The sequence below is a fragment of the Lentzea sp. NEAU-D7 genome (genome assembly GCF_026242055.1).
GTDB lineage: Bacteria > Actinomycetota > Actinomycetes > Mycobacteriales > Pseudonocardiaceae > Lentzea.
In genome coordinates, this window is the sequence record NZ_JAPJDL010000004.1 from 440,013 (window position 1) to 462,928 (window position 22,916).

Annotated in this window: 21 protein-coding genes and 1 pseudogene; 13 read left to right on the top strand and 9 right to left on the bottom strand. The window is 71.1% G+C overall.

All coding sequences use genetic code 11. From position 1 onward, the window contains the following. Nucleotides 1-53 precede the first annotated feature (53 nt). Both ORI60_RS12155 and ORI60_RS12160 read left to right on the top strand, forming a co-directional pair. Nucleotides 54-1,004 carry an ATP-binding cassette domain-containing protein gene (locus ORI60_RS12155; RefSeq protein WP_266037207.1) on the top strand — a complete coding sequence of 317 codons (951 nt, stop codon included), beginning with the start codon at nt 54-56 and terminating at the stop codon, nt 1,002-1,004. Beyond that, nucleotides 1,001-1,774 carry an ABC transporter permease gene (locus ORI60_RS12160; protein WP_266037209.1) on the top strand — a complete coding sequence of 258 codons (774 nt, stop codon included), beginning with the start codon at nt 1,001-1,003 and terminating at the stop codon, nt 1,772-1,774. Before ORI60_RS12155 ends, ORI60_RS12160 begins: the two co-directional genes overlap by 4 nt. Nucleotides 1,775-1,792: 18 nt before the next feature. On the opposite strand, the gene ORI60_RS12165 is transcribed toward ORI60_RS12160, so the two are convergent. Then, entirely contained in the window at nt 1,793-4,822 is a 3,030-nt protein-coding gene (locus ORI60_RS12165) for a BTAD domain-containing putative transcriptional regulator (RefSeq protein ID WP_266037210.1), read from the bottom strand. 30 nt (nt 4,823-4,852) lie between these two features. Next, a complete protein-coding gene (locus ORI60_RS12170; RefSeq protein WP_266037211.1) occupies nt 4,853-5,704 on the bottom strand; it encodes an aminoglycoside phosphotransferase family protein in 852 nt (283 codons plus the stop codon). Nucleotides 5,705-5,728: 24 nt separating this feature from the next. On the opposite strand from ORI60_RS12170, the gene ORI60_RS12175 reads away from it, so the two are divergent. Further along, complete coding sequence (locus ORI60_RS12175; RefSeq protein WP_266037212.1) at nt 5,729-7,003, top strand: lanthionine synthetase LanC family protein; 1,275 nt, start codon at nt 5,729-5,731, stop codon at nt 7,001-7,003. Here the strand turns inward: ORI60_RS12175 and ORI60_RS12180 are convergent. Continuing rightward, nucleotides 6,992-7,996 (bottom strand): LLM class flavin-dependent oxidoreductase, encoded by a 1,005-nt coding sequence (locus tag ORI60_RS12180; RefSeq protein WP_266037214.1) that lies wholly within the window; start codon nt 7,994-7,996, stop codon nt 6,992-6,994. The two genes, ORI60_RS12175 and ORI60_RS12180, sit on opposite strands and share 12 nt — an antisense overlap. Before the next feature lie 86 nt (nt 7,997-8,082). After that, complete coding sequence (locus ORI60_RS12185; RefSeq protein WP_266037216.1) at nt 8,083-8,952, bottom strand: LysR substrate-binding domain-containing protein; 870 nt, start codon at nt 8,950-8,952, stop codon at nt 8,083-8,085. Nucleotides 8,953-9,029: 77 nt separating this feature from the next. Between ORI60_RS12185 and ORI60_RS12190 the strand changes: the two genes are divergently transcribed. The 4 genes from ORI60_RS12190 to ORI60_RS12205 all read left to right on the top strand — a co-directional run bounded on the left by ORI60_RS12190 (nt 9,030) and on the right by ORI60_RS12205 (nt 13,164). Continuing rightward, nucleotides 9,030-10,256 (top strand): aspartate aminotransferase family protein, encoded by a 1,227-nt coding sequence (locus tag ORI60_RS12190; protein WP_266037218.1) that lies wholly within the window; start codon nt 9,030-9,032, stop codon nt 10,254-10,256. A 69-nt stretch (nt 10,257-10,325) separates the two neighbouring features. Beyond that, nucleotides 10,326-11,342 (top strand): sensor histidine kinase, encoded by a 1,017-nt coding sequence (locus tag ORI60_RS12195; protein WP_266037219.1) that lies wholly within the window; start codon nt 10,326-10,328, stop codon nt 11,340-11,342. Beyond that, nucleotides 11,339-11,965 carry a response regulator gene (locus tag ORI60_RS12200; protein ID WP_266037221.1) on the top strand — a complete coding sequence of 209 codons (627 nt, stop codon included), beginning with the start codon at nt 11,339-11,341 and terminating at the stop codon, nt 11,963-11,965. Before ORI60_RS12195 ends, ORI60_RS12200 begins: the two co-directional genes overlap by 4 nt. A gap of 107 nt (nt 11,966-12,072) precedes the next feature. After that, on the top strand, nt 12,073-13,164 hold the full coding sequence (locus ORI60_RS12205) for a glycosyltransferase 87 family protein (protein WP_266037222.1): 1,092 nt from the start codon (nt 12,073-12,075) through the stop codon (nt 13,162-13,164). Here the strand turns inward: ORI60_RS12205 and ORI60_RS12210 are convergent. The 3 genes and pseudogenes from ORI60_RS12210 to ORI60_RS12220 all read right to left on the bottom strand — a co-directional run bounded on the left by ORI60_RS12210 (nt 13,161) and on the right by ORI60_RS12220 (nt 16,055). Continuing rightward, a complete protein-coding gene (locus ORI60_RS12210; RefSeq protein ID WP_266037292.1) occupies nt 13,161-13,550 on the bottom strand; it encodes a carbohydrate-binding protein in 390 nt (129 codons plus the stop codon). The genes ORI60_RS12205 and ORI60_RS12210 overlap by 4 nt on opposite strands. Nucleotides 13,551-13,574: 24 nt before the next feature. Then, nucleotides 13,575-15,383 (bottom strand): annotated as a pseudogene (locus tag ORI60_RS12215) (glycoside hydrolase family 3 protein); the annotation flags it as partial. A gap of 129 nt (nt 15,384-15,512) precedes the next feature. Further along, nucleotides 15,513-16,055: a hypothetical protein gene (locus tag ORI60_RS12220; protein WP_266037223.1), complete on the bottom strand. Its 543-nt coding sequence runs from the start codon at nt 16,053-16,055 to the stop codon at nt 15,513-15,515. 64 nt (nt 16,056-16,119) lie between these two features. Here ORI60_RS12220 and ORI60_RS12225 point away from each other — a divergent pair, with 64 nt between their 5' ends. From ORI60_RS12225 to ORI60_RS12250, 6 genes are all read left to right on the top strand, one after another. Further along, nucleotides 16,120-16,488: a nitroreductase family deazaflavin-dependent oxidoreductase gene (locus tag ORI60_RS12225; protein WP_266037224.1), complete on the top strand. Its 369-nt coding sequence runs from the start codon at nt 16,120-16,122 to the stop codon at nt 16,486-16,488. Between the two features lie 60 nt (nt 16,489-16,548). Continuing rightward, nucleotides 16,549-16,848 carry a hypothetical protein gene (locus ORI60_RS12230; protein ID WP_266037225.1) on the top strand — a complete coding sequence of 100 codons (300 nt, stop codon included), beginning with the start codon at nt 16,549-16,551 and terminating at the stop codon, nt 16,846-16,848. Between the two features lie 5 nt (nt 16,849-16,853). Beyond that, nucleotides 16,854-17,243, top strand: coding sequence for a MerR family transcriptional regulator (locus ORI60_RS12235; protein WP_266037227.1), 390 nt, complete (start codon nt 16,854-16,856; stop codon nt 17,241-17,243). Between the two features lie 56 nt (nt 17,244-17,299). Further along, entirely contained in the window at nt 17,300-18,232 is a 933-nt protein-coding gene (locus tag ORI60_RS12240; protein WP_266037228.1) for an arsenic resistance protein, read from the top strand. Nucleotides 18,233-18,373: 141 nt separating this feature from the next. Next, nucleotides 18,374-20,131: an ABC transporter ATP-binding protein gene (locus ORI60_RS12245; protein WP_266037230.1), complete on the top strand. Its 1,758-nt coding sequence runs from the start codon at nt 18,374-18,376 to the stop codon at nt 20,129-20,131. Between the two features lie 180 nt (nt 20,132-20,311). Next, nucleotides 20,312-20,722 carry an STAS domain-containing protein gene (locus ORI60_RS12250; RefSeq protein WP_266037293.1) on the top strand — a complete coding sequence of 137 codons (411 nt, stop codon included), beginning with the start codon at nt 20,312-20,314 and terminating at the stop codon, nt 20,720-20,722. A 20-nt stretch (nt 20,723-20,742) separates the two neighbouring features. Here ORI60_RS12250 and ORI60_RS12255 read toward each other — a convergent pair whose 3' ends face one another. Both ORI60_RS12255 and ORI60_RS12260 read right to left on the bottom strand, forming a co-directional pair. After that, nucleotides 20,743-21,978, bottom strand: a complete 1,236-nt coding sequence (locus ORI60_RS12255) for a glycosyltransferase (protein ID WP_266037232.1) — start codon at nt 21,976-21,978, stop codon at nt 20,743-20,745. A gap of 185 nt (nt 21,979-22,163) precedes the next feature. Continuing rightward, complete coding sequence (locus ORI60_RS12260) at nt 22,164-22,868, bottom strand: GAF and ANTAR domain-containing protein (RefSeq protein WP_323055903.1); 705 nt, start codon at nt 22,866-22,868, stop codon at nt 22,164-22,166. Nucleotides 22,869-22,916: the final 48 nt, after the last annotated feature.

Below are 22,916 nucleotides of genomic sequence, written 5' to 3' on the forward strand. Positions count from 1 at the left end.
GCGGTCTGCCAGCGGCGCGGCGCACAGTTCCTCCTGAACACGAGGGAGGAACGATGGCACTCGCGATCAGGGCAGAAGGCCTGGTCAAACACTACGGGGAGACCAAGGCGCTCGACGGCGTCGACCTGGAGGTGCCGGAGGGGAAGGTCGTGGGGGTGCTCGGGCCGAACGGCGCGGGCAAGACCACGGCGGTGCGGGTGCTGGCCACGTTGCTGCGCCCGGACGCGGGGCACGCCACGGTCCACGGCCACGACGTGCTGAAGGACCCGAGGGCCGTCCGGTCGCTGATCGGGCTGACCGGCCAGTACGCGTCGGTGGACGAGGACCTGTCCGGCACGGAGAACCTCGTGCTGCTGGCCCGCCTGCTCGACTTCTCCCGTGCGGGGGCGCGGGCGAGGGCGGCCGAGCTGCTGGAGCAGTTCGAGCTCACCGACGCCGCGGGGCGGGCGGCCAAGACGTACTCGGGAGGGATGCGCCGGCGGCTCGACCTCGCGGCCAGCCTGGTCGGCAACCCGTCCGTGCTGTACCTGGACGAGCCGACCACCGGGCTGGACCCGCACGCCCGCAACGAGGTGTGGGCGGTGGTGCGCAAGCTCGTCGCGGAGGGCGTGACGGTCCTGCTCACCACGCAGTACCTGGAGGAGGCCGACCAGCTCGCGGACTCGATCACGGTGTTCGACCACGGCTGCGTCGTGGCCGAGGGCAGGCCGGACGAGCTGAAGCGGCGCGTGGGCGGGCAGACGCTGCAGGTGCGGCCGACGTCGTTGAGCGATCTCGACGTGGTGCACCGGATTCTCGGCGACCTGACCGGGGTCCGGCCGACGAGGGACGACGACACCGGACTGCTGACGGCGCCGGTGAGCGACCCGGTGCTGCTGTCCACCCTGGTCCGCAAGCTCGACGAGGCCGGTATCACCGCCGATGAACTGGCACTGCGGCTGCCCTCGCTCGACGAGGTCTTCCTGTCGCTCACCGGAAAGCGGAACGAGGGGAGCCTGGTATGAGCACAATCGCGTTGGACAGGGGAGTGCGCCACGGCTTCGCGCTGGCCTGGCGGGGAATCCTCAAGATCCGCAAGAACCCCGAGCAGCTGGCGGACGTGACGATCGCGCCCATCATCCTGCTGGTGATGTTCACCTACCTCTTCGGTGGTGCTCTCGCCGGGAACACCGACGCGTACCTGCAGATGCTGGTGCCGGGCATCCTGGTGATGAACATCCTGCAGGCGAGCATGACCGCCGGGGTGCAGCTGAACACGGACGTCTCCAAGGGTGTCTTCGACAGGTTCCGCGCGATGCCGATCGCGAGGTCGGCGCCCCTGGTGGGTGCTGTGCTGGCGGACGTCGTGCGGTACGTGGTGTGCGTCGTGGTGCTGATGATCATCGCCACGGTCATGGGCTACCGGGTGCAGACGGGTCCCGCGGAGCTGCTGATCGCGGCGGGGCTCGCGATCGCGTTCGGACTGTGCTTCTGCTGGGCGTCGGTGTTCGTGGGCATGCTGCTCAAGACCCCGCAGGCCGTGCAGGGCATCATGATCGTGCTGATCATGCCGCTGACGTTCGGCAGCAACGTGTTCGTCGGCACCTCGACGATGCCGGGCTGGCTCAAGGCGTGGGCGGACATCAGCCCGGTGAGCCTGCTCTCGGACGCGCTGCGCGGGCTGCTCAACGGCGGTGCGATCGCCGGGCCGCTCACCGGATCGCTGATCTGGATGGCCGGCGCGGTCGCGGTGTTCTTCCCGCTGGCGATGTGGGCCTACCGCAAGCGCGTCTGACCGACCGGGAGGCGGGTCTCAGCCGGTGCTGAGGCCCGCCTCTTCGCGCACCCGCCGCAGCGCCTCGGCCTTGGTGATCGTCAGCGGTGCGGGCTCACCCAGTTCGGCGACGAGGTGCCGCACGTCCGGATCCCCCATGTCGAGCCGCCCGCGGATGAGCTGGGCGAGCGCCATCAACCGCCGCGCGGCGTCGTCGCGGCCCTGCCGGTGCCGCACCTGGGCCAGGAGTTCCGCCACCGTCGAGAGATCCGGCATGTCTCCGCGTGCCGACGTCGTCTCGACCGCCACCCCGGCGGACGCCTCGGCGTCGTCGAACCTGCCGTCGGCGATCGCGATGCGCGCGTCGAGCATCGCGATCCACTCCGCGACGAACGTCCCGAGCACGGACGGCGTGGTGGTGCGCTGCTTGAACGAGTCGCTCAGCGCGCGTGCCTCGTCGACCCTGCCCGCGCGCAGCATCACCTCCGCCTTCGCGTAGTCGAGCATCGCGGACAGCTGGTCGTTGCCGACGTCACCGACGAACTGCTCCGCCGCGGCCACCTCGCGGGCGGCCGCGGCGTGATCACCCATGCGCGCGTACTCCACCGCGAGCCGCCACCGCTGCTGCACGGCGTCGTCCTGCGAGCGCAGCTCCGTCGCCGCCTCCAGCCCGCGCTGGTACAGGTCGATCGCCGCCTGGTTGTCCCCGGTGTGCGAGACGAACGCGGCCTTCATGCCGAGCGTCATCGCCGAACCCCACCGGTCGCCGATGGCCGTGAACTGGTCGTACGCGCGGTCGCGGGCCTGTTCCGCGCCTTCCAGGTCCCCGTCGTCGACCAGCATGAAGCTGTGCGCCCACTCCGCGCCCGCCCGCGACCACGGGTCCTCGCTCTCCGCCGCCCGCTTCACCTCGCGCCGTGCCAGTTCGGTGTTCTGGCTGAGGAACGCGAGCATGGGCAGCGCGATCGCGAGCGACGGGTACTTCTGCACGGCGCCGGAGTTCACGCAGCTCTCGATGACCTCCGCGGCCTCCGCCGCGTCCGTCACCCCCGGTACGGCGGCCATGATGAGCTGCATCGCCCGGAACGTCGCGAAGCGGTCGGCCGGCAGCAGGTCGCCGAGCGCGAGCACGTCGCGCACTGACATCTGCGCGCGCTCGTTGTCGCCCTTGACGAGCCAGTACCAGAACGTGCCGCCGAGCAGGTCCGCCGCCAGCTCGACCTCGTGGTCGTCGATCGCCCCGCGCAACGCCGCCACGACGTTGTCCTGCTCCGCCTCGTAGACGTCGATCGCCTCGAGCTGCCGCGCGGTGCGGGTGAGCGGCTCCCAGCGCGCGGTCAGTTCCCGGTAGTAGTGCCGGAACCGGCCGACGACCTCCCCCTTCTCACCGGAGGCGTCGAGCTGTTCGTCCGCGTAGACACGGATCGTCTCCAGCATCCGGTACCGCGGCTCGCCCCCGATCTCGATGACGTCCACGATGGACTTCTCGACCAGCGACGTGAGCACGTAGAACGGGTCCGGCAGGCAGACGGCCTCGATGGCGGCGAGGTCGGCACCCGCGGGGAACACCGCGAACCGCCGGGCCAGCAGCAGCTCCTCCTCGGTCAGCAGGTCCCAGCTCCACTCGACGACCGCGCGCAACGTGCGCTGGCGCGGCAGCGCGGTGCGGCTGCCCGAGGTGAGCAGCCGGAACCGGTCGTCCAGGCGCTGGGTGATCTGCCGGACCGTCATCGACCGCAGCCGCGCCGCCGCCAGCTCCAGCGCGAGCGGCATGCCGTCGAGCCTGCGGCAGATGAGCTTCACGTCGTCCGCAGTGGACTCGTCGAGGTGGAACCCCGGCTTCACCGCGCTCGCCCTGTCGAGGAACAGCCGCACCGCGCCGAACGCGGACACGTCCGCCTGGCCGTCGGGCACGGCGAGCGGTCCGATCGGGCACAGCGACTCGCCGTCGATCGCGAGCGGTTCCCTGCTGGTCGCGAGCACGCGGAGGTTCGGAACCCGGCGCAACAGCTCGGTGGTGAACTCGGCGGCCGCCGCGATCAGGTGCTCGCAGTTGTCCAGCACCAGCAACGACTCCCCGGCGCCGAGCACCTCGGCGATCCGGTTCATGCCCTCGCTGGCCGGCCGCCGCGGATCCCCGGCGAACGTCACCTCGAACGCGCTGAGCACCGCACCGGCGAGGTCCTCCGCCGCCCGGACGCCGGCCAGCGCCGCGAACCACACCCGGCCCTTGCCGTGCAGCGGATGCCGTGCCGCGACCTCGGTGGCGAGCCGCGTCTTGCCCGCGCCGCCGGGGCCGACCAGCGTCACGAGGCGGGCCCCGCCGAGCAGTCCCGAGATCTCCGCGAGTTCGTCGTCCCGGCCGACGAAGCTGGTGAGCCGCACCGGCAACCGGTCGGCCACCGCCCGCGGCCCGAGCTCGCCGCGCAACGCCGCGAGGTGGACCTCCTGCAGCTCCTGCGAGGGATCCACTCCCAGTTCGTCGGCGAGCCTGCCGCGGACCTCGGCGTAGACGCGCAGCGCGTCGGACTGCCTGCCCTGCGCGCACAACGCCCGCATCAGCAGCCCGGCCAGGCGTTCCCGCAGCGGGTGCTTCTCGTGCAGCGCGGTCAGCGCGGCGACGTCGAGCTCGCCGCGGTCCTCCTGCGCGGACAGGCGTGCCTCGTCGAGCCGCGCGGCCGTCGGCGCGGCGAACGGCGCCTCCCGCACGTCGGCCAGCGCGTCACCACGCCACAGCGCGAGCGCCTCGTCCAGCCGGCCGTCGGCGCGGAGCCGTTCGAACCGGAAGACGTCGACGTCCTCGGTCGCCACGCCCAGCCGGTACCCGCCCGGCTCCAGCGCGACCGGGCAGACCTTGCGCAGCCTCGACACGAGCGACTGCAGCGCGTTCACGGCGTCGGCCGGCGGCTGCTCGCCCCACAGGTCGTCGATCAGCGTCGTCGTCGGCACCGGCCGGCCGGGGTCGAGGGCGAGGCGTGCGACGAGCATGCGGACGCGGGCACCACCGATGTCGACCGGTGTGCCGTCCTCGGTCTCGACGGTCGTCGGGCCCAGCAATGCCACGCGCACGGTTCCAGCTTCCCAGATCACCCGGCGCGATCAGGCCAGAACGCCCAGTGCGCGGGTCAGTGCGTCCATGATCACGCGCTCGATCGCCTGGTCGGTGCCGCCGCGCGGCACCCGTTCGGTGAGCATGATCGAGTACAGGTAGGCCTGGTAGGCGGCCAGCCGGACGCGCGCCGAGTCGGTGAACTCGAAGCCGTGGCCCGCGAGGAACTCGGCGTCGTCCTCGATCGACCCGAACAGCGCGAGCGACACGAACTCCGCGACCGGATCGCCCCAGAATGCCCGCTCACCGTCGACCAGTCCGGTGAGCCCGGTGTCGGCGAGGACGTTGCCGTCCCACAGGTCGAAGTGGACCAGTGCCGGGCGCCCCACCTCGTCGAAGGCCTTGGTGTGGCGGTGCAGATCGGTCGTGGGGAGCCGCACGCCGTAGCGTTCGGCGTCGGCCCGCACGGCGTCGAACATCGCGAAGAACGCCTCGGTCCACGTGCCGTGCAGGCCGAGCTGCGGATAGCCGAAACCGGGACCGGTCACCTCGTGCAGCGCCCTCACGACCTGCCCCAGCTCCCGGCGGAGCCTCGGACGGTCGACATCGGACCGCCCGAAGACGGGGCGGCCCGGCAGGCAGGTGGCCAGGAGCGCGGTGTCGTCCGCGTACACGACCTCCGGCACCGGCGCGACCGCGGCGGCCAACCTGCAGAACAGCGCCTCGGTCCGCATGAGGTGCCGCTCGTAGGTCAGTCCTGGCTGGTCGCCGGGGGCTACTTTCAGCACGAACTCGCCCTCGAGCGCGGACACCCGGAACACCGAGTTGTAGGTGCCGCCGCCCAACGGTGTCGTCTTCGCGTCCGTGAGCCCGGCGGCCGCGAGCGTTCGCTGCACAGTCACCTCCGCCAATGTAATGATCGGCGCATGGGGACGTACCGGGGGACCGCCGAGGACGCTTGGCGGTGGGTGCTGGACCAGGTGCGCCACGACGACAGCGGCGTGTGGATCCCGGAGTTTCCCGGCGGCGAACTGGACGTGCCCTACCGGGAGGGGATGTACGCGGGTGTCGGCGGGCTGGCGCACGTGCTCGCGGAGATCCGCCTGAGCCGGGAGTGGACGGCTCGCGAGCAGGAGCTGGCGGACGCCGTCGCGGCAAGGGTGCGGGCCCGCATCGGAGTGACGACCGACGCCACGTTCTTCAACGGGCTGGTCAGCGCGATCAGCGTGCTGACGGCACTGGGCGCTGCCGGAGCCGGGGCCGCGGTGACGCGGTTGCTCGAACTGTCCACTCCGGACGGATGGCCGCAGGGCTTCCTGGAACCGCCGAGGTATTTGCCGGGCGCCCGTGTGCACGACCTCGCCGTGGGCACGGCGGGCGTGCTGCTGGGCGCGGTGTGGGCCCGCCGCCATGGCGTCGAGGGCGCCGACGAGCTGGCCCGGACGGCGGCCGAGGTCCTGCTGGCCGAACGGGAGCAGGCCGAGGCCGGCGCCAACTGGCGGTGGGTGCCGGAGCGCTTCACGACGAACGACTGGCACAGCCCCAACTTCTCGCACGGGGTCGCGGGTGTCGCGGCGGCGTTCGCGGTGGCCGGTGCCGAGTTCGGGCGGCCCGACCTCGTGGAGGCCGCCGCCGAGGGGGCCGAGCACCTCGTGGCGCTGGCGGACACCGGCGACGGAGGGTTCCGGGTGCGGCGCCGCGTCCCCGGTCTCGAGGACCAGGATCCGTTCAGCTACGGCTGGTGCCACGGCCCGACCGGAACCTCGTTGCTGTGGCCCGCGTTGCGGCACGCGGGCATCGCCGAGGTGGCGGGCGTGGACGTGACGGATTGGCATCGCCGTTGTCTGCACAGCATTCGCGTCTCCGGCCTGCCGGAGCGGAAGTACCCGGGCTTCTGGGACAACGACGGCCGGTGCTGCGGCACGGCGGGTGTGGGTGACGTGCTGCTCGACTCGGGACAGCACACGGACTTCGCGTTCCGCCTCGCCGACGACGTGGTGGACCGGGCGGTCCCGGACGGATCCGGCGTGTGCTGGCGGTTCACCGAGCATCGCAACGACGAACCGCTGCTGCCGCCCGGGATCGGCTGGATGCAGGGGGCGGCGGGCATCGCAGGGTTCCTGTTCCACGCCGATCGCGTGGAACAGGGCGACACGAGGTCGGTGCCCCGCATGGACACCTGGTGGATGCTAGACGGGTGACCAGCCCAGTTCCGGGCCGAGCTTCGTGGCGATGTCGGTGAGGATCTGCACGTAGTCCTCGTGGGCGAAGCTGAACGGCAGCGCGAACGCCACCTCGTCGACCTCCTGGAAGGCGAGGTGCTCGTACAGCTGCTCGGCGATCTGCGCGGACGTGCCGATCAGGTCGCGCTCGAACATGAACCTGCGCGGCCCGAACGGCGTGCCGATCCGCGCGCTGCGTCCCTCGACGTAGGCCTCGTACTTGGCGCGCTGATCGGGTGTGGCCGAGTCGGTCGGGATCACGACGAGGCCCTGGGAGACGCGGCCGCCGCCGTGCTCGCGGAACGTCCGGATGTGCGAGCGCTGGATCTCGGCGAAGTCCTCGGACTCCTCGGCCTGGACGACGTTGCTGGCCAGCAGGTTCAGGCCGTGCTCGCCGGCCCACCGCGCCGACCGCAGGCTGCCGCCGCCGTACCAGATCCGGTCGCGCAGCCCGGCCGAGTGCGGCTGCACGCGGTCCGACCACACCTCGATGCCCTCGACTCCGCTGAACGAGGTGACCTTCTCGCCGCCCACGAAGTCCAGCAGCCGTTGCACCCGGTCGTAGCTGAAGTTCTCGACGTCCGCGGTCTCCGGGTAGAGCGCGTGCTTGACGTCGTCCCAGTGCATCGGCGGCCCGACGCTCACACCGGGGTTGAGCCGGCCGCCGGACAGCACGTCGACCGTGGCCAGGTCCTCGGCGAGCCGCAGCGGGTTCTCCCAGCCCAGCGGGATGACCGCGGTGCCGAGCTGGATCCGGCTGGTCCGCTGGGTCGCGGCGGCCAGGAGGGCGACCGGCGACGAGATGCCGAACTGCAGGTGCCGGTGCCGCACCCACGCGCTGTCGAACCCGAGCTCCTCGCCCAGCACGATGACGTCGAGCGTGGACCGGTGACCCGCGCCCGGATCGTGCTCGTCGAACAGTCCGATGGTGAGAAAACCCAGCTTTCGCAACGGCTCTGACTTCCGCGGCACCGTTCCTCCTCGTGTCTCCTCACGAGTTTAGGTGACGTCTCAACTACGTCCAGATGCTGGAACAACGCCGGACGGGGAGGCCGGCCTCACCGCTCGTCCGACTGCGAGCGGGTGTGCAGGGCGTCGAGCACGACGGTGATCGCCGCGCGGGAGTCGCGGCGCACCGCCGCGGTGATCCTCCTCGTCACCGGCAGCTCCCTCGTGACCACGTCGAACCTGCGGTCGACGGCCAGCGCGGGCAGCACCGCGACCGCCAGACCGGCCTCGACGTGCTTGAGCGTGAGCATGTAGTTGCTGAACCGGCCGACCACCCGCGGCTCGAACCCCGACTGCCGGCACAGCCGCGTCGCGAGCTTGGCCATGTACGAGCCGGGGATGTCGAACGCCCAGGGCTCGTCCTTGCACGCGGCGACGTCCGCCGCGGGGTGGTTCGGCGGTGTGACCAGCACGATCGGGTCCTGGCCGAGCGGCACCACGTCGATGTCGCCCGGTACCGGCAGCTCCACGAAGTCGGTGGTCGTGATGATCACGTCGACCTCGCCCGCGAGCAGCGCGGGCATGCTGGCGTGCGGTTCCAGTTCCACGATCTCGACGTCGAGGTGCGGGTGCCGGAGGGCCTGGATCGCGGGCACGGCGAGCGTGTGGATCGAGCTCTGGAACGCGCCGAGCCGGATGAGGCCCGACGGTTCGTCGTTCAGGCCTCTCAGCTCGGCCTCGACGGCGTCCATCTGGTCGAGGATCGACCGGGCCCTGCTCGCCAGGATGAGCCCGGCCGACGTGAGCCGCACGCGCCGCCCGGTCCGTTCGATCAGCTGCGTGCGCGTCTCGCTCTCGAGCACCGCGAGCTGCTGGGACACGCTCGAAGCACTCAGGTTCGCGGCCTGCGCCACGGCCCGCACGGTGCCCAGCGCGTCGAGCTGGCTGAGCAGGCGCAGGCGCCACGGGTTGAGCGTCATGCTGTGCAGTATTTCCGAACAGCGAGCGTGGAACTGTGAGATGGACCTGATGCTCACCCGCTCGTAGCTTTCTTCCCATGGACACCTTCTGGGACGACGTCGACCGCCACCTCGTCCGCTACGGCGGCACGTTCACGCGCGAGATCATCGACAGCGCGTCGGGAAGCTTCCTGTTCACCGAGGACGGCCGGCGCGTCCTGGACTTCACGTCCGGGCAGATGAGCGCGATCCTCGGCCACTCCCACCCGCGCATCGTCGAGACGGTGCAGCGCCAGATCGCGAACCTCGACCACCTGTTCAGCGGCATGCTCAGCCGCCCGGTCGTGGACCTGGCCCGGCGGCTGGCCGGGACGCTGCCGCCGTCGCTGTCGAAGGTGCAGCTGCTCACCACCGGCGCCGAGTCGAACGAGGCCGCGCTGCGCATGGCGAAGCTCGTCACCGGCAAGCACGAGGTGGTGGCGTTCGCCCGCTCCTGGCACGGCATGACCGCCGCCGCGGCCGCCGCCACCTACAGCGCGGGCCGCAAGGGCTACGGTCCCGCGACCCCCGGCAACTACGCGATCCCGGCGCCGTCCGGCGACTGGCAGGCCCAGCTCGACCTGGCGTTCGACCTGATCGACGCGCAGTCGGTCGGCTCGCTGGCGGCCTGCATCGTCGAGCCGATCCTCTCGTCGGGCGGCATCCTCGAACCGCCGCCCGGCTACTTCGCCGCGCTGTCGGCCAAGTGCCGTGAGCGCGGGATGCTGCTGATCATGGACGAGGCCCAGACCGGGCTGTGCCGCACGGGCAACTGGTACGCGTTCGAGCGCGACGGCGTGGTACCGGACATCCTGACGCTGTCCAAGACGCTGGGCGCCGGGCTGCCGCTGGCCGCCGTGATCACGTCCGCCGAGATCGAGGAGGAGGCGCACGCCCGCGGCTACCTGTTCTTCACCACGCACGTGTCGGACCCGCTGGTGGCCGCGGTCGGCAACACCGTGCTGGACGTGCTGGCCGAGGAGCGGCTGGACGAACGGGCGGCGAAGCTCGGGGCGCTCCTGCGCAACGGGCTGGAGGACATCGCCGCGAAGCACGACCTGGTGACGGACGTCCGCGGGCGCGGGCTGCTGGTGGGGCTGGAGATCGCGGACGAGTCGCTGAGCGCGCCGATCACGCAGAAGTGCCTGGACCTGGGGTTGCACATGAACATCGTGCAGATGCCGGGGATGGGCGGGGTGTTCCGGATCGCGCCGCCGCTGACGGCGTCGGAGGACGAGCTGGCGTTGGGGATCGGCATCCTGGACGAGGCGATCGGCGCGGCCTGACCACTTGGCCACCCGCCTCGGCTGGACGGTCGAGGCCGGGTGGCCCGCCCTGCTCCTACGATCGGTCGCGTGGGGGAACTACGCGGCCGACCGCTCATCATCGCCACCGCCGTCGTGGTCGCCGCCGTCTTCGCGGTCACCGGCCGGATCATCGGCTTCGAGCGGGCGCTGCACCTGATCAGCGGTCCCGGCGTGGGCGAGTCGGTGTTCGACCACCCGGTGTACACGATCGCCGAGTCGGCGGTCGTGCTGGTTCTCGTGTTCACCCACGCGTGGCGCACACCGGTGCTCGTGGCCGTGCCGTCGATCCTGGTGCTCGTGGCCGTCGCCGAGCACGCCGCGTTCTACCGCCCGCACATATCGCTGTCCCGCGCGGACGCCGTCCAGCTGATGCTGATCCTGAGCATCATCATGGTCGCCGGCGGGCTGCTGCTGCGGATGCGGGAACGGTCGAGGGAGGCGCTGGCGGCGGCCGCGGAGGAGCGGGCGCGGCGCGACGAACGCCTCGACATGGCCCGGGAGCTGCACGACGTGGTGGCGCACCACGTCACGGGCATGCTGGTGCAGGCGCAGGCGGCGCTCGTGGTGGCGGCGCAGGACAAGGACAGGGCGTGCGAGATGCTGCCGGGCATAGTCGAGGGCGGCACGGACGCGCTGGGGGCGATGAGCGCGATGGTCAGGACGTTGCGGGACAACGGGGCCGCGGCCGCGACCACCGACCTCGCGGCGGACCTGCACCGGCTCGCCGAGCGGTCGGGACTGCCGGTGCGGACGAACGTCGAGCTGACTGCGGACGTGCGGCCGGAGCTGGGGCGGTCGGTGCTGCGCATCGTCCAGGAAGCGCTGACCAACGCCCGCAAGCACGCCCTCGGCGCGACGAGGGTGGAAGTGGACGTGCGGCTGACTTCGGACTTGGTGCTGCTGTCCGTTGTGGACAACGGCAGGGCGGGGCCGCCGCACTCCGGAGGCTTCGGGCTGGTCGGCATGCGGGAACGGGTGCACGAGCTGGGCGGGCGGTTCTTCGCGGGTGCGACGGGGGAGGGCTGGCTCGTCACCGCCGAGCTGCCGCTGGAGGTGCGCGCGTGATCTCCGTGCTCATCGCCGAGGACCAGGACATGGTGCGGGCCGGGTTCCGGCTGATCCTGGAGGCGCAGCCCGACATCAGCGTGGTCGCGGACGTGGCGGACGGGATCGACGCGGTCCGGCGCGCTCGTGAACTGGAACCCCAGGTGTGCCTGGTGGACGTGCGGATGCCGGGGCTCGACGGGCTGGAGGTCACGCGGCAGCTCGCGCCGCACACCCGCGTCGTGGTGGTCACGACGTTCGACAGCGACGAGGTGCTGAACAAGGCGCTGGACCTCGGCGCGTGCGGGTTCCTCACGAAGGACGCGAGTCCCGGGCTGCTGGCCGAGGCCGTCAGATCGGCGGCGAGGGGTGACGTCCTGGTGTCACCGCAGGTGGTGCTGCGGGTGCTGCGCCGGTCGGTGCCGCCGGCCGCGAACGCCGACGCCCAGGTGCTCAGCGAGCGCGAGCTGGACGTCGTGCGGCACGTGGCGAAAGGCCTGAGCAACAACGAGATCGCGGCTTCGCTGAAGGTCTCGGTGTCGTCGGTCAAGGCCTACCTGGCGTCGGTGCAGGCGAAAGTCGGGGCGCGCAACCGCGTCGAGATCGTCGCGTGGGCGTTCCGCGCGCACGTGGTGGCCGACTGACCACGGCCAGTCGGCCAGTTCGGCTCCGCGGGCCGTCCCAACGGCCATGATCGTGACGCTCTCCGGCCGATCCGGCGGGACCTCGTCGCACAGCAGTGTTCTGTGCTGTGAGAAACCTCTGGGGCGCAACGGTTGCCGGTCTGCTCGTCTGGGTCTTCGTGCGCAGCTTCGGCACCGGTGTGCTGGACCTGCGCGTGTACCTCGCGGGCGGGGAGGCGTGGCTCGCCGGCACCGACCTGTACACCGCGGGTTTCCACGGCCCGAGGGGACTGCCGTTCACCTACCCGCCCTTCGCGGCGATGGTGTTCGGCGTTCTGGCGCCACTTCCCCTGGCTCTCACGGCGGTTCTGTTCACGGCCGCGGGCATCGGTCTGTGCACGGCGGCGGTCCGCAGGTGGGCCGGTTTCGGCCTGGTCGCGCTGTGCCTGCTGCTCGAACCGCTGCGGATCACCCTCGACATGGGGCAGGTCAACCTGATCCTGTTCGGCCTGGTCGCCGCCGACTGCCTGCTGCCGCGCACGCCGTGGCCACGCGGCCTGCTGGTCGGGCTGGCCGCCGCGGTCAAGCTGACCCCGGCGATCTTCGTGCTGTTCTTCCTGTCCCGCGGGCGGTGGCGGCCCGCGCTGACCGCCGTGGCGACGTTCGCGGCGTGCGGCCTGCTCGGCTGGGCGCTCGCGCCGGACCAGTCCAAGCAGTTCTGGTTCCACGCCATGCTCGACCCCGCGCGGGTCGGCGGCCTCTCCTACAGCGCGAACCAGTCGTTGCGCGGCCTGCTGTTCCGGCTCGGCGCCCCGGAGTTCCTGTGGTTCGCCGGTGTGGCCGCCTTGCTCGTGTCGACGATCGTGCTGTTGCCGCGGTTGCGCGACGACCTCACCGCGCTTGTTGCGGTCGCGGCTACGGGTCTGCTGATCTCACCGGTGTCCTGGTCGCACCACTGGGTGTGGATCGCGCCCGCCTTGCTGCTGCTGCGGGGCTGGGTGCGGATCGCGGTCGCGGCGGTGTTCGCGGTCGGCCCGCACTGGCTGCTGCCCACGGCGGGAGACCGGGAGCTGGCGTGGACGTGGTGGCAGCACCTCGCCGGCAACACCTACGTCTGGCTGGGTCTCGCGTTCCTCTGCTGGTGTGCGGTCATCAGCACTGCGCGGGACAAGGCCGAACGGGGCTCCCGCCAGGAACCCCGTTCAGCCGTCGGCCTCTAGCGGGCGAACTGGAACCAGTTCACGTTCGCCAGGTCACCGCCCGTGCCGCCGGCCGCCACCAGGTAGAGCCGGTGGACGCCCGTCGCGCCGGACGCGGCGGAGGTGCGGCTGGTCCACGTCTGCCACCCGCCCGTGCTCGCCGCCGGGACGGTCGCGACCAGCGGGCCGGTCGGGCTGCCGAGGCGGAACTGCAGGGTGCCGTTCGCCGTGGAGCCGGACGCGATCCGCGTGGTCACCGAGGTCGGCGGCGTGGCGCCGAAGTCGACGTCCGCGTAGGCCACGTGGTCGCCCGGTGTCAGGTAGCCGACGTTCTGCCCGCAGCCGGAGTCGGTGCACCGCTCGACCTGGGTGCCGCGCTGCTCGTCGTAGTAGGAGGCACCGATGATGCCGTAGGCGTTCTGCGTGGCGGGGAACTGGGCGCCGAACCCGTACGGGAACAGGGGAGCCTTGCCGTCGCCGACGTTGATCGGCTGCTGCGAGGCGCTCTGCATCCACGTGAACGGCAGCGTGCCGGTCGGCCTGTGGTCGCCGAACAGGACGTCCGCGACGCCGTTGCCCTCGGTGCCCGGCAGCCAGGCCGCGACCAGGGCGTGCCACTGCGGCAGCTGCGCCGCGACGTCCAGCGGGCGGCCGGACACGAGCACCACCACGACAGGGACACCGGTGGCGCGCAGGGTGTTGAGGGTCGCGATGTCCTCGGCGTCGAGCCCCAGGCCGCCTGGCCGGTCGCCCGCGCCCTCGGTGTACGGGGTCTCGCCGACGACGGCGATCGCGGCCTGGTACGTGCCGTCGATGCCGGTGCCGTTGCGGTTGTACGTCACCGTGGTGGACGGGGACACGGCCGAGCGGATGCCTTGCAGCACGGTGGTTCCCGGCGTCACCGGACCGCTGCCGCCCTGCCACGAGATCGTCCAGCCGCCGCTCTGGTAGCCGATGTTGTCGGCGCTCTTGCCCGCGACGAAGATCTTCGACGAGGTCTTCGGCAGCGGCAGCACGCCGTTCTGGTTCTTCAGCAGCACCTGCGACTTGCGCACCGCCTCACGGGCCAGCGCGCGGTGTGCGGCGTTGCCCACGGTCGGCGTGTACGCGCGGTCGGTCAGCGGCTTCTCGAAGAGGCCGAGCTCGAACTTCTTGGTGAGGATGCGGCGGTTGGCGTCGTCGATGCGCGACATCGGCACGCGTCCCGCCTGCACCTCCTGCTTGAGGTAGGTGATGAACTGCCGCCACGCGGTCGGCACCATGATCATGTCGAGGCCGGCGTTGATCGAGTCGCGCACCTCGGCGGCGGTGAAGCCGGGCTGGCCGTCGATCTGGTCGATGGCGTTCCAGTCCGACACGACGAGGCCGCTGAAGCCGAGCTCGTTCTTCAGCACGTCGGTGATCAAGTACTTGTGCCCGTGCAGCTTCGTGCCGTTCCAGCTGCTGTAGGTGATCATCACCGAGCCGACGCCCCTGGCGATGGCGTCGCGGAACGGCGGCAGGTGCGTCGCGCGCAGCTCGGCCTCGCTGACCTGGGTGTTGCCCTGGTCGGTGCCGTTGGTCGTGCCGCCGTCGCCGATGTAGTGCTTGGCGGTGGCGAGCACCGAGCCGGAGTCCGACAGCTTCGCGCCCTGCAGGCCGGTGATCATCGTCGTCATCGCCGTGGCGTCCTGGGGCGTCTCGCCGAACGACTCGTAGGTGCGGCCCCACCGGTCGTTGCGCGCGACGCACAGGCACGGCGCGAAGTCCCAGTCGATGCCGGTGCCCGAGACCTCCTCGGCCGTGGCGCGGCCGATCCGCTGCACCAGTCCGGGATCACGCGTCGCGCCCAGGCCGATGTTGTGCGGGAAGATCGTGGCGCCGACGACGTTGTTGTGGCCGTGCACGGCGTCGACGCCGTAGACCAGGGGAATGCCCAGCGGCGTCGCGATCGCCGCGCGCTGGAAGTTGTCGTACATGTCCGCCCACGACGTGGCGTTGTTCGGCGAGGGCGCGGACCCGCCGCCGGACAGCAGCGAGCCGATCCGGAAGGTGGCGAGGTCGGCGTTGCTGACCGAGTTGCGCTCGGCCTGCGTCATCTGCCCGACCTTCTCGTCGAGCGACATGCGGCCCAGCAGGTCGGCGACACGAGCCGGGATCGGCTGGGAGGGGTCCTTGTAGATCGGGTCGGCCGCGGCGGCCGTTCCGGTGGGGACGACGGCGGCACCGAGCAGAAGTGCGGCCGCGAGGAACTTTCTCACAGGGCAGACCTCCGGGGGACGAGGTCCTGTTTACCTTGCGGCACAACAGGGTTCGCTGAGCGTAACCCGCGTTCACCTGGTGGTGTAGACCATCGGGGAACCGGAACGAGTACCGGTTCCCCTCGCGGACTAGCGGCACCAGGACTGGACCGTCTCGGCGAAGCCGGGGAACTCCGCCCGCGCCCTTGCGAGCACCTCGGCCGGCGTGAGCGGCTCGAGCCCGGAGTACTTCTCGGCGACGGCACGCAGTTCCTCGTTCGGCACACCGCTGTCCGCCCCGAACTCGACGGCCTCCTGCGGCCCCACCCCGCCCGCGAGCAGCCAGAGGAACTCGCTCAGGTTCGTGGCGACGGGCCCGACCTCGCCCTCCGACCCGAAGAACACGACGGGCTGGGCGGTCAGCGGCCCCTCCCGCACCAGCCACAGCACGGCGAGCCCGCCGGTGCCGTCCTTCCCGAAGAGCCGGAACTCGGCCCCGTCCAGGTCCTCGTTGCCCGTCCACGACCTGATCCAGTCGGTCGTGTCCCCGGCCGACTCGAACTCCTCGTACGGCTCGTAGTCCATGTTGCCCGGCGCGGGCTCGTCGGCCTTCTCGTCGTACTCCCACGGGAAGTCGATTCTGCTCAGCGCGGTCAGCGCGGCGGGGAAGGCGCGGTCGTCGGTGATCTCCACGCGCGCACGGTACTTCAACGGTTCGGCGCCCCGAACGCGTCTTGGAACAGGAGAGGAGACCGACATGCCGATGCCCAGATGGTGGGGTCACATCAACAAGCGGGTGTTCAACCCGCACGCGCTGAAGAGCGGCAGGTGGGCGGTGCTCACCCACGTCGGCCGCAACTCGGGGATGCCCTACCGCACCCCGATGGAGGCGCATCCGGTCGAGGGCGGCTTCCTGGTCGTCCTGGTCTACGGGTCGCGCTCGGACTGGGTGCGCAACGTCCTGGTGGCCGGGCACGCGACGCTCACGGTCAACGGCGAGGACGTCGAGGTGACCGCGCCGCGCGTGGTGGGCGAGGCGGAGGCGTTCGCGGCACTCGCCGAAGGAGTGAAGCGCCCGCCGAAGTCGCTGCGCATCAGGGAGTTCCTCCGCATGGACGTCGCCTGACCGGACCGCGCCCCGCACGGACTTGCATCCGGTACCCCGGTACGGGCTTACCGTCGAGTCATGGAGGAACCGGAGAACTGGGCGTGCACCCTGCCCACGGCCGAGCGACCGCTACGCCTGGCCGAGTTCGACGACCTGCTCGCCGGCGCCGCACGCCACCGTCCCGTGAGGACGCGGCTGGTGCTGGACCTGGAGCGACGGCCGGAGGTCGCCGCCCGTGCGGCGGACCTGGCGGTGCGGGAGACGGGCTGCTGCTCGTTCTTCACGTTCGAGCTGACGGCGACCGGGGGTGGCCTGAGCCTCGCGATCTCGGTGCCGGACTCGCGGGCCGAGGTGCTCGACGCGCTGGCGGCGAGGTGAGCGGGATGCGGACGGGGGAGGTCGCCGAGGCGGCCGGGGTGAACCGGGAGACGCTGCGGTACTACGAGCGCGTCGGCCTGCTCGCCCCGCCGGAGCGGTCGCTCGGCGGGCATCGGCTCTACCCGCCCGGCACGGTGGCGGTGATCCGCGTGATCAAGGCGGCGCAACGGCTCGGGTTCACCCTCGACGAGATCGCCGACCTGCTCGCGCTCGGCTCCCGCCGCCCCGGTCTGCGCGCACGCGCCGAGGTGAAACTCGGCGAGGTCGAGGCGAGGATCGCTGACCTGGAGGTCGTCCGCGACACCCTGCGCGCGGCGATCTCGGCCGGGTGCGACGACCTCGTCACCTGCTCGCACTCGCCGTCGTGCCCGCTGCCTTTCGCCGGACCGGGGTGAGCGGGCGAGGCGCCTGCCAGGGGATATCGTCCTGATCATCTGATCGGGAGGGTGCCGTGCCGGGGTTCGTCGCGGGGATCGAACGTCACCAGGTCGCCGTCTACCTCGGCGCGCTGGCGGCGGGAGCGGTGGCGGGCTGGGCCGCTCCGGGAGCCGGCCCGGTGCTCGAACACGCCATCAACCCCGTGCTGGCGGTCCTGCTGTACGTGACGTTCCTGCAGGTGCCGGTGGCCGAGCTCGGGCGTTCGCTGCGGGCCGGGCGGTTCCTCGCGGCCGCTCTCGTCGTGAACTTCGTGGTGGTGCCGTTGGTGGTGGCCGCGCTCTTCACGTTCCTGCCGGACGATCAGGCCGTGCGGCTGGGCGTGTTGCTGGTGCTGCTCACGCCGTGCGTCGACTACGTGATCGTGTTCAGCGGGCTGGCCGGTGGCGACAGCCGGCGCCTGCTCGCCGCCACACCGTTGCTGCTGCTCGCGCAGATGGTGCTGCTGCCCGGTTACCTGTGGCTCTTCCTCGGCTCCGGCCTGGCCGTCGTCGACCCCGGGCCGTTCGTCGAGGCCTTCGTCGTGCTGATCGTGATCCCGCTGGCGCTCGCGTGGCTCACCCAGGCGCGGGCGGGGCGGATGATCGGCGCGATCAGCACGACGATGGTGCCGTTGATGGCCGCGACCCTGTTCGCCGTGGTCGCGTCGCAGGTGCCGAAACTCGGTGGCGACCTGACGCAGGTCGCGCGCGTGGCACCGTTCTACGTGCTGTTCCTCGTGGTCATGGCGTTCGCCGGGCTCCTGGTCGCCAGGGTGTTCCGCCTGGACGTCGCGGCAGGCCGCGCGATCGTGTTCACCGGGGCGACGCGGAACTCGCTGGTCGTGCTGCCGCTGGCACTGGCCTTGCCCGGCGACGTCGCCGCTGTCGTCGTGGTGACGCAGACGCTCGTCGAAGTGGCCGGCATGGTCGTCTACGTGCGGGTGGTGCCGCGGCTGCTGCTTTCCTGATCATCCCCCGCCGGCCGCGTGGACGCGGCGATATTCGATCGCCGCGACCGGACCTCCTGCGGCAGCATGAGGAAGCCGAGGTGTCCGGAGGGGGGTCGGATGGTCGCGTCAGCATCAGAAAGACCTGTCCGCAAGAACGCGGTGCCACTCGCTCTGCGCCTGTACGGGAAGGAACTGCGGCGCCACGGTTTCCTCACCGCGGGCGCACTCGTGTTGCCCGCGCTGGGCGTCACGTGCCAGCTCTACCTCGCGCCGCTGGCCGTGGGCGGGCTCGTGGGGAAGCTCGCGGGCGGGGGCGGTACGAGCCTCGGCGTCGTCCTGCCGTACGTGCTGGCCTTCGGCGGTTTCATGCTGCTGTCGGAACTGTTGTGGCGCATCGGTTTGCACTGCCTCAACCGAGTGGACGGCCGCGGGATCGAGAACCTGTCCGCCCTCGCGATGGACGAGCTGCTGGCCAAGGACGCGGCGTTCTTCCACGACAACTTCGCCGGGTCGCTCACCAAACGGGTGCTGAGCTTCGCGTTCCGCTTCGAGGACTTCGTCGACACCCTGGCGTTCAAGATCTTCGCCAACCTCATCCCGCTGGGTTTCGCCTGCGTCGTGCTGTGGAGCTACCACCCGGTGCTCGTCGCGGTGCTGATCGGCCTGATCCTGGTCACGGGATGCGTGGTCGCGCCGCTGATCCGCCAGCGCCAGCGGCTGGTCGACCAGCGCGAGGCCGCCATCGCCGAGGTGTCCGGCCACGTCTCGGACACGCTCACGAACATGGAGACGGTGCGGGCGTTCGCCGCCGAGCGGCGCGAGGGCGCGGAGCACCGGACCCGCGCCGCCAAGCAGCGCACGCTGGCGCTGCGGTCGTGGGACTACAACAACCTGCGCATCGACACCGTCATCGCACCGCTGTCCGTGCTCACCAACGTGCTCGGCCTCGTGGTCGCGATCGGCGTCAGCGACGGGCTCGGCGTGGAGGCGATCGTGGTGACGTTCGCCTACTTCGGGAACGCGACGCGGATCATGTTCGAGTTCAACCAGATCTACCGGCAGGTGGAGAGCGCGCTCACCGAGGCGGCCCAGTTCACCGAACTGCTGCTCGACCCGCCGACCGTGCTCGACCTGCCGCATCCGGAACCGTTGCGCGCGAGGGACTCCCGTGTCCGGTTCGAGAACGTCGTGTTCACGCACGGCGGAGGCGAGCCGCTGTTCGACGGGCTCGACCTGAACATCCCGGCCGGAACGCGGATAGGGCTCGTCGGCCGTTCCGGCGGCGGTAAGACCACGCTCACCCGGTTGCTCCTGCGGCTCATGGACGTCGATCGGGGCCGCATCCTCATCGGCGGCCAGGACATCGCCCGCCTGGGCCAGGCCGACCTGCGCGGCCTGATCGGGTACGTGCCGCAGGACCCGGCCATGTTCCACCGGACGCTGCGCGAGAACATCGCGTTCGCACGGCCGGGCGCGACCGAAGCCGAAATCCACCGCGCCGCACACGCCGCGCACGTGACGGAGTTCGCGGACGCGCTGCCCGACGGGTTCGACACGATGGTCGGCGAACGCGGCATCAAGCTGTCCGGCGGGCAGCGGCAGCGGGTAGCGCTGGCCCGCGCCATCCTGCGCGACGCGCCGATCCTGCTGCTGGACGAGGCGACCAGCGCGCTGGACTCGGAGAGCGAGGTGCTCGTCCAGGAGGCGTTGTGGCGGCTCATGGAGGGCCGCACCGCGATCGTCGTGGCACACCGGCTGAGCACGGTCGTGCGAATGGACCAGCTGATCGTGCTCGACCGGGGTCGGATCGTCGAGCAGGGCACCCACGCGGAACTCCTCGACGCCGCGGGGACGTACGCGAAGCTGTGGCACCACCAGTCCGGCGGTTTCCTCGACGAGGCGGTCGGTACTCGGTGATCAGTCCTCGCGAATGCCGGCCCTGCTGACCGGGTCTTGGAATCCACTGTGGACGTTCCACGCGTGGACCAGTGCCCAGGTCGCGGAGCTTCCGCGTCGGGCGTGGTGGGTGTAGCGTTGAGGCAAGTGCCCCGGACCCCGGCGCGGCGTCAGCCGACGAGGGAAGGTCCCGTGGCACACATGGATATCACCACGATCAGCGGCCCGCGACCTGTTCAGACGCGCCGTCGGCTCGCCGAACTCCTCACCACCACCCTGCGGACCGCCCCGTCCGGAGCGGTCGTGGTCGCCGTCAGCGGTGAGGTGGACATGATCACCTGCGCGGTGCTGCGCGACCGCATCGCCGAACAACTGCGGTTCACCCACCACCTCGTCGTCGACCTCTCCGAGGTGAGCTTCCTGAGCGCGGCCGGTCTCACCGTTCTGGTGCACGTGCGGGAGATGGCGGAGCGGACGGGTACCAGCCTGTGCGTGGTCGCGCGCACCCGCCAGGTGCGCTCACCGCTGACGATCACCGGGTTGTCCGGCCTCCTGGACCTCCACCTCGACGTCGGCGAGGCGCTGGCGTGCCGGCACGCCAGCCTGCCGTAGGGGATTCATCACCCCGGCGCTCAACCCGCCTGAGCGCGTGCGGACCGTGCCCTGGCGGTGGCAGGAGCCGTCGTGCGGGTGCCCGCCGCGGCCGAGTAGACGCGGACGAGGTCGGACGCGACACGGTGCCACGAATACCTCGCGTGTGCCCGGTCTTGTCCTGCCGCGCCGAGCACATCCCGGTGGATGCCGTCGGCGAGCAAGGCCCTCAGCGCCTTGGCTGTCGCCCCCGGTTTTCCCGGCGGGACCAGCACGCCGGTGAGCCCGTCCAGCACGACGTCGACGAGACCGCCGACCGCGGTGGCGAGAACGGCGGTGCCGCAGGCCATCGCTTCCAGCGCCACGCCATCGGACGACCGGTGCCGCGGGGTGCACGCCACCACATCCGCGGACCGCAGCAGCGCGGGCAGTTCGGCGTACGGCACGTGACCTGCGAACGAGACACGGTCGCCGACACCCGCCGAACGGGCCAGCGTGCGCAGTCTTTTCGCCTCCGCATCGCCGCCGACATCCCCCTGCGCGCCGCCGGCGATCACCAGCTCAGCTCCGTCTGTTGTGGACAGAGCGCGGATCAGGTCGTCGAATCCGTTGCGCGGCAACAACCTGCCCACCGAGACGATCTTGCGCGGGCGACGCCGGTCGACGGGTGCGCGTCCCAGCACGAACAGGCCGAGATCGATGCCTCTCGGCACCACGGCGAGTTTCGACCGGTCCACGCCCATTCCGAGCACAGCGCGCGCTTCCGCTGAAGAGGTCGCGACGACGTGGGCGACCTCGTGACCGACCAGCCGCTCGACGGCCAGGCGTTTGGTCGAGTCCGGATCGTGCGCGCGTTGGTCGTGCTGCGGAACCGCACCCTCCGAGTGGTACGTCTGCACGACGGGCACGTCGCTGTTCCGGGCGCTCAGCACAGCCGCGATGCCGGACAGCCAGCCGTGACCGTGCACGACATCAGGGCGGCGAGCCTTCCAGACGAGCTTGAGGAACTCGACGAAGTCTCCCGCGTGGGCGAGTACTTCCTCCGCGCCCAGCCTCATGGCGGGCCCGGCCGACACCCGCACGACCTCGTAACCGGCGGCGGTTCGCTCACTCTGCGGAACGTGGGGGTGAGCGCGCCGCGTGTAGACGACCACCTGGTGACCGAGAGCGGACAACGCGGTCGCAAGCCCCGCTACGTGCAGACTCTGGTTTCCGGTGTCGGTCGTGCCCGGTTCGGTCAGCGGGTCGGCGTGAACGGAGACGAGTGCGATCCTCATGCGCGTGAACGCGACTGGCTCGGTACTGCCGCCCACGGTGTTCTCCTCTGGCGAGGTGATGAGACCGCGGGTCCGGGCGGTTGCTGCATCTGTCAGCGGTGCAAGGCTACCCACACCGTGCTCGTCCGGAACACCACAGTGCGGGTGGTCGTCGGCCCGGAAGGCGAGGCACAGGGACGCGACGGTCAGCTGTCAGTACGACGGGGCTGCAGGGTGAGGAGGTCCTCGGGGCGCAGCTCACCCGTGACGACTTCCCGGGCCACATCGGCAAGGCGGCGACCGTTGTTGCGCGCGTAGCCGCGCAGCGCGTTGAACGCGGGCTCCATCTCCACGTTTCCGGCGAACGCCAGCACACCCTTGGCCTGCTCGATGACGACCCGGCTGTTCAGCGCCGTCTGCAGTTGCTCGGTGACGACCTCGCCGCGCCGGATGGCGCGTTCCTGCAGGATTCCGATCGTCGCCGTGTCCGCCAGGGCGCGCACGACGAGCACGTCCTCCTCGCTGAGCAAGCCGGTCTCGCGGCGGAACAGGTTCAACGTGCCGATGGTCTCGCGGCGCAGCCTCATCGGCACCGCGTGCACCGAGGAGAAACCCTCCTTGATGGCGAGCGGCGCGAACCGGGGCCAGCGCTGAGTCTCCGTCGACAGGTCCGCGACCAGCACCGCCTCACCGCTGTGCACGCAGTCCAGGCACGGGCCTTCGCTCGCCTGCAGCTGGAACAGCTCCAGCATCCGCGTCTGGGCCGACGAATAGGCCACCACACGCAGGCCACCGTGCTGATCGGACAGCATCAACCCGGCCACCGTCGCGTCCAGCAACTGCACGCAGTGCTCGACCAGCCGGTGCAGCACGTCCACCACGTCGTAGTCGTCTACCAGCGTGTCCGCCAACTGGACGAACGCACGGAGCAGTCGTGACTCTCGCTCTGTCCGGGACGG

What these genes read in the sequence shown, in the direction of transcription:
- ORI60_RS12255 (WP_266037232.1), bottom strand. Translation starts at nt 21,978, where the DNA reads ATGAGGATCGCACTCGTCTCCGTTCACGCCGACCCGCTGACCGAACCG.
- ORI60_RS12175 (WP_266037212.1), top strand. Translation starts at nt 5,729, where the DNA reads ATGGGGACGTACCGGGGGACCGCCGAGGACGCTTGGCGGTGGGTGCTG.
- ORI60_RS12235 (WP_266037227.1), top strand. Translation starts at nt 16,854, where the DNA reads ATGCGGACGGGGGAGGTCGCCGAGGCGGCCGGGGTGAACCGGGAGACG.
- ORI60_RS12155 (WP_266037207.1), top strand. Translation starts at nt 54, where the DNA reads ATGGCACTCGCGATCAGGGCAGAAGGCCTGGTCAAACACTACGGGGAG.
- ORI60_RS12225 (WP_266037224.1), top strand. Translation starts at nt 16,120, where the DNA reads ATGCCGATGCCCAGATGGTGGGGTCACATCAACAAGCGGGTGTTCAAC.
- ORI60_RS12190 (WP_266037218.1), top strand. Translation starts at nt 9,030, where the DNA reads ATGGACACCTTCTGGGACGACGTCGACCGCCACCTCGTCCGCTACGGC.
- ORI60_RS12250 (WP_266037293.1), top strand. Translation starts at nt 20,312, where the DNA reads ATGGATATCACCACGATCAGCGGCCCGCGACCTGTTCAGACGCGCCGT.
- ORI60_RS12185 (WP_266037216.1), bottom strand. Translation starts at nt 8,952, where the DNA reads ATGACGCTCAACCCGTGGCGCCTGCGCCTGCTCAGCCAGCTCGACGCG.
- ORI60_RS12230 (WP_266037225.1), top strand. Translation starts at nt 16,549, where the DNA reads ATGGAGGAACCGGAGAACTGGGCGTGCACCCTGCCCACGGCCGAGCGA.
- ORI60_RS12160 (WP_266037209.1), top strand. Translation starts at nt 1,001, where the DNA reads ATGAGCACAATCGCGTTGGACAGGGGAGTGCGCCACGGCTTCGCGCTG.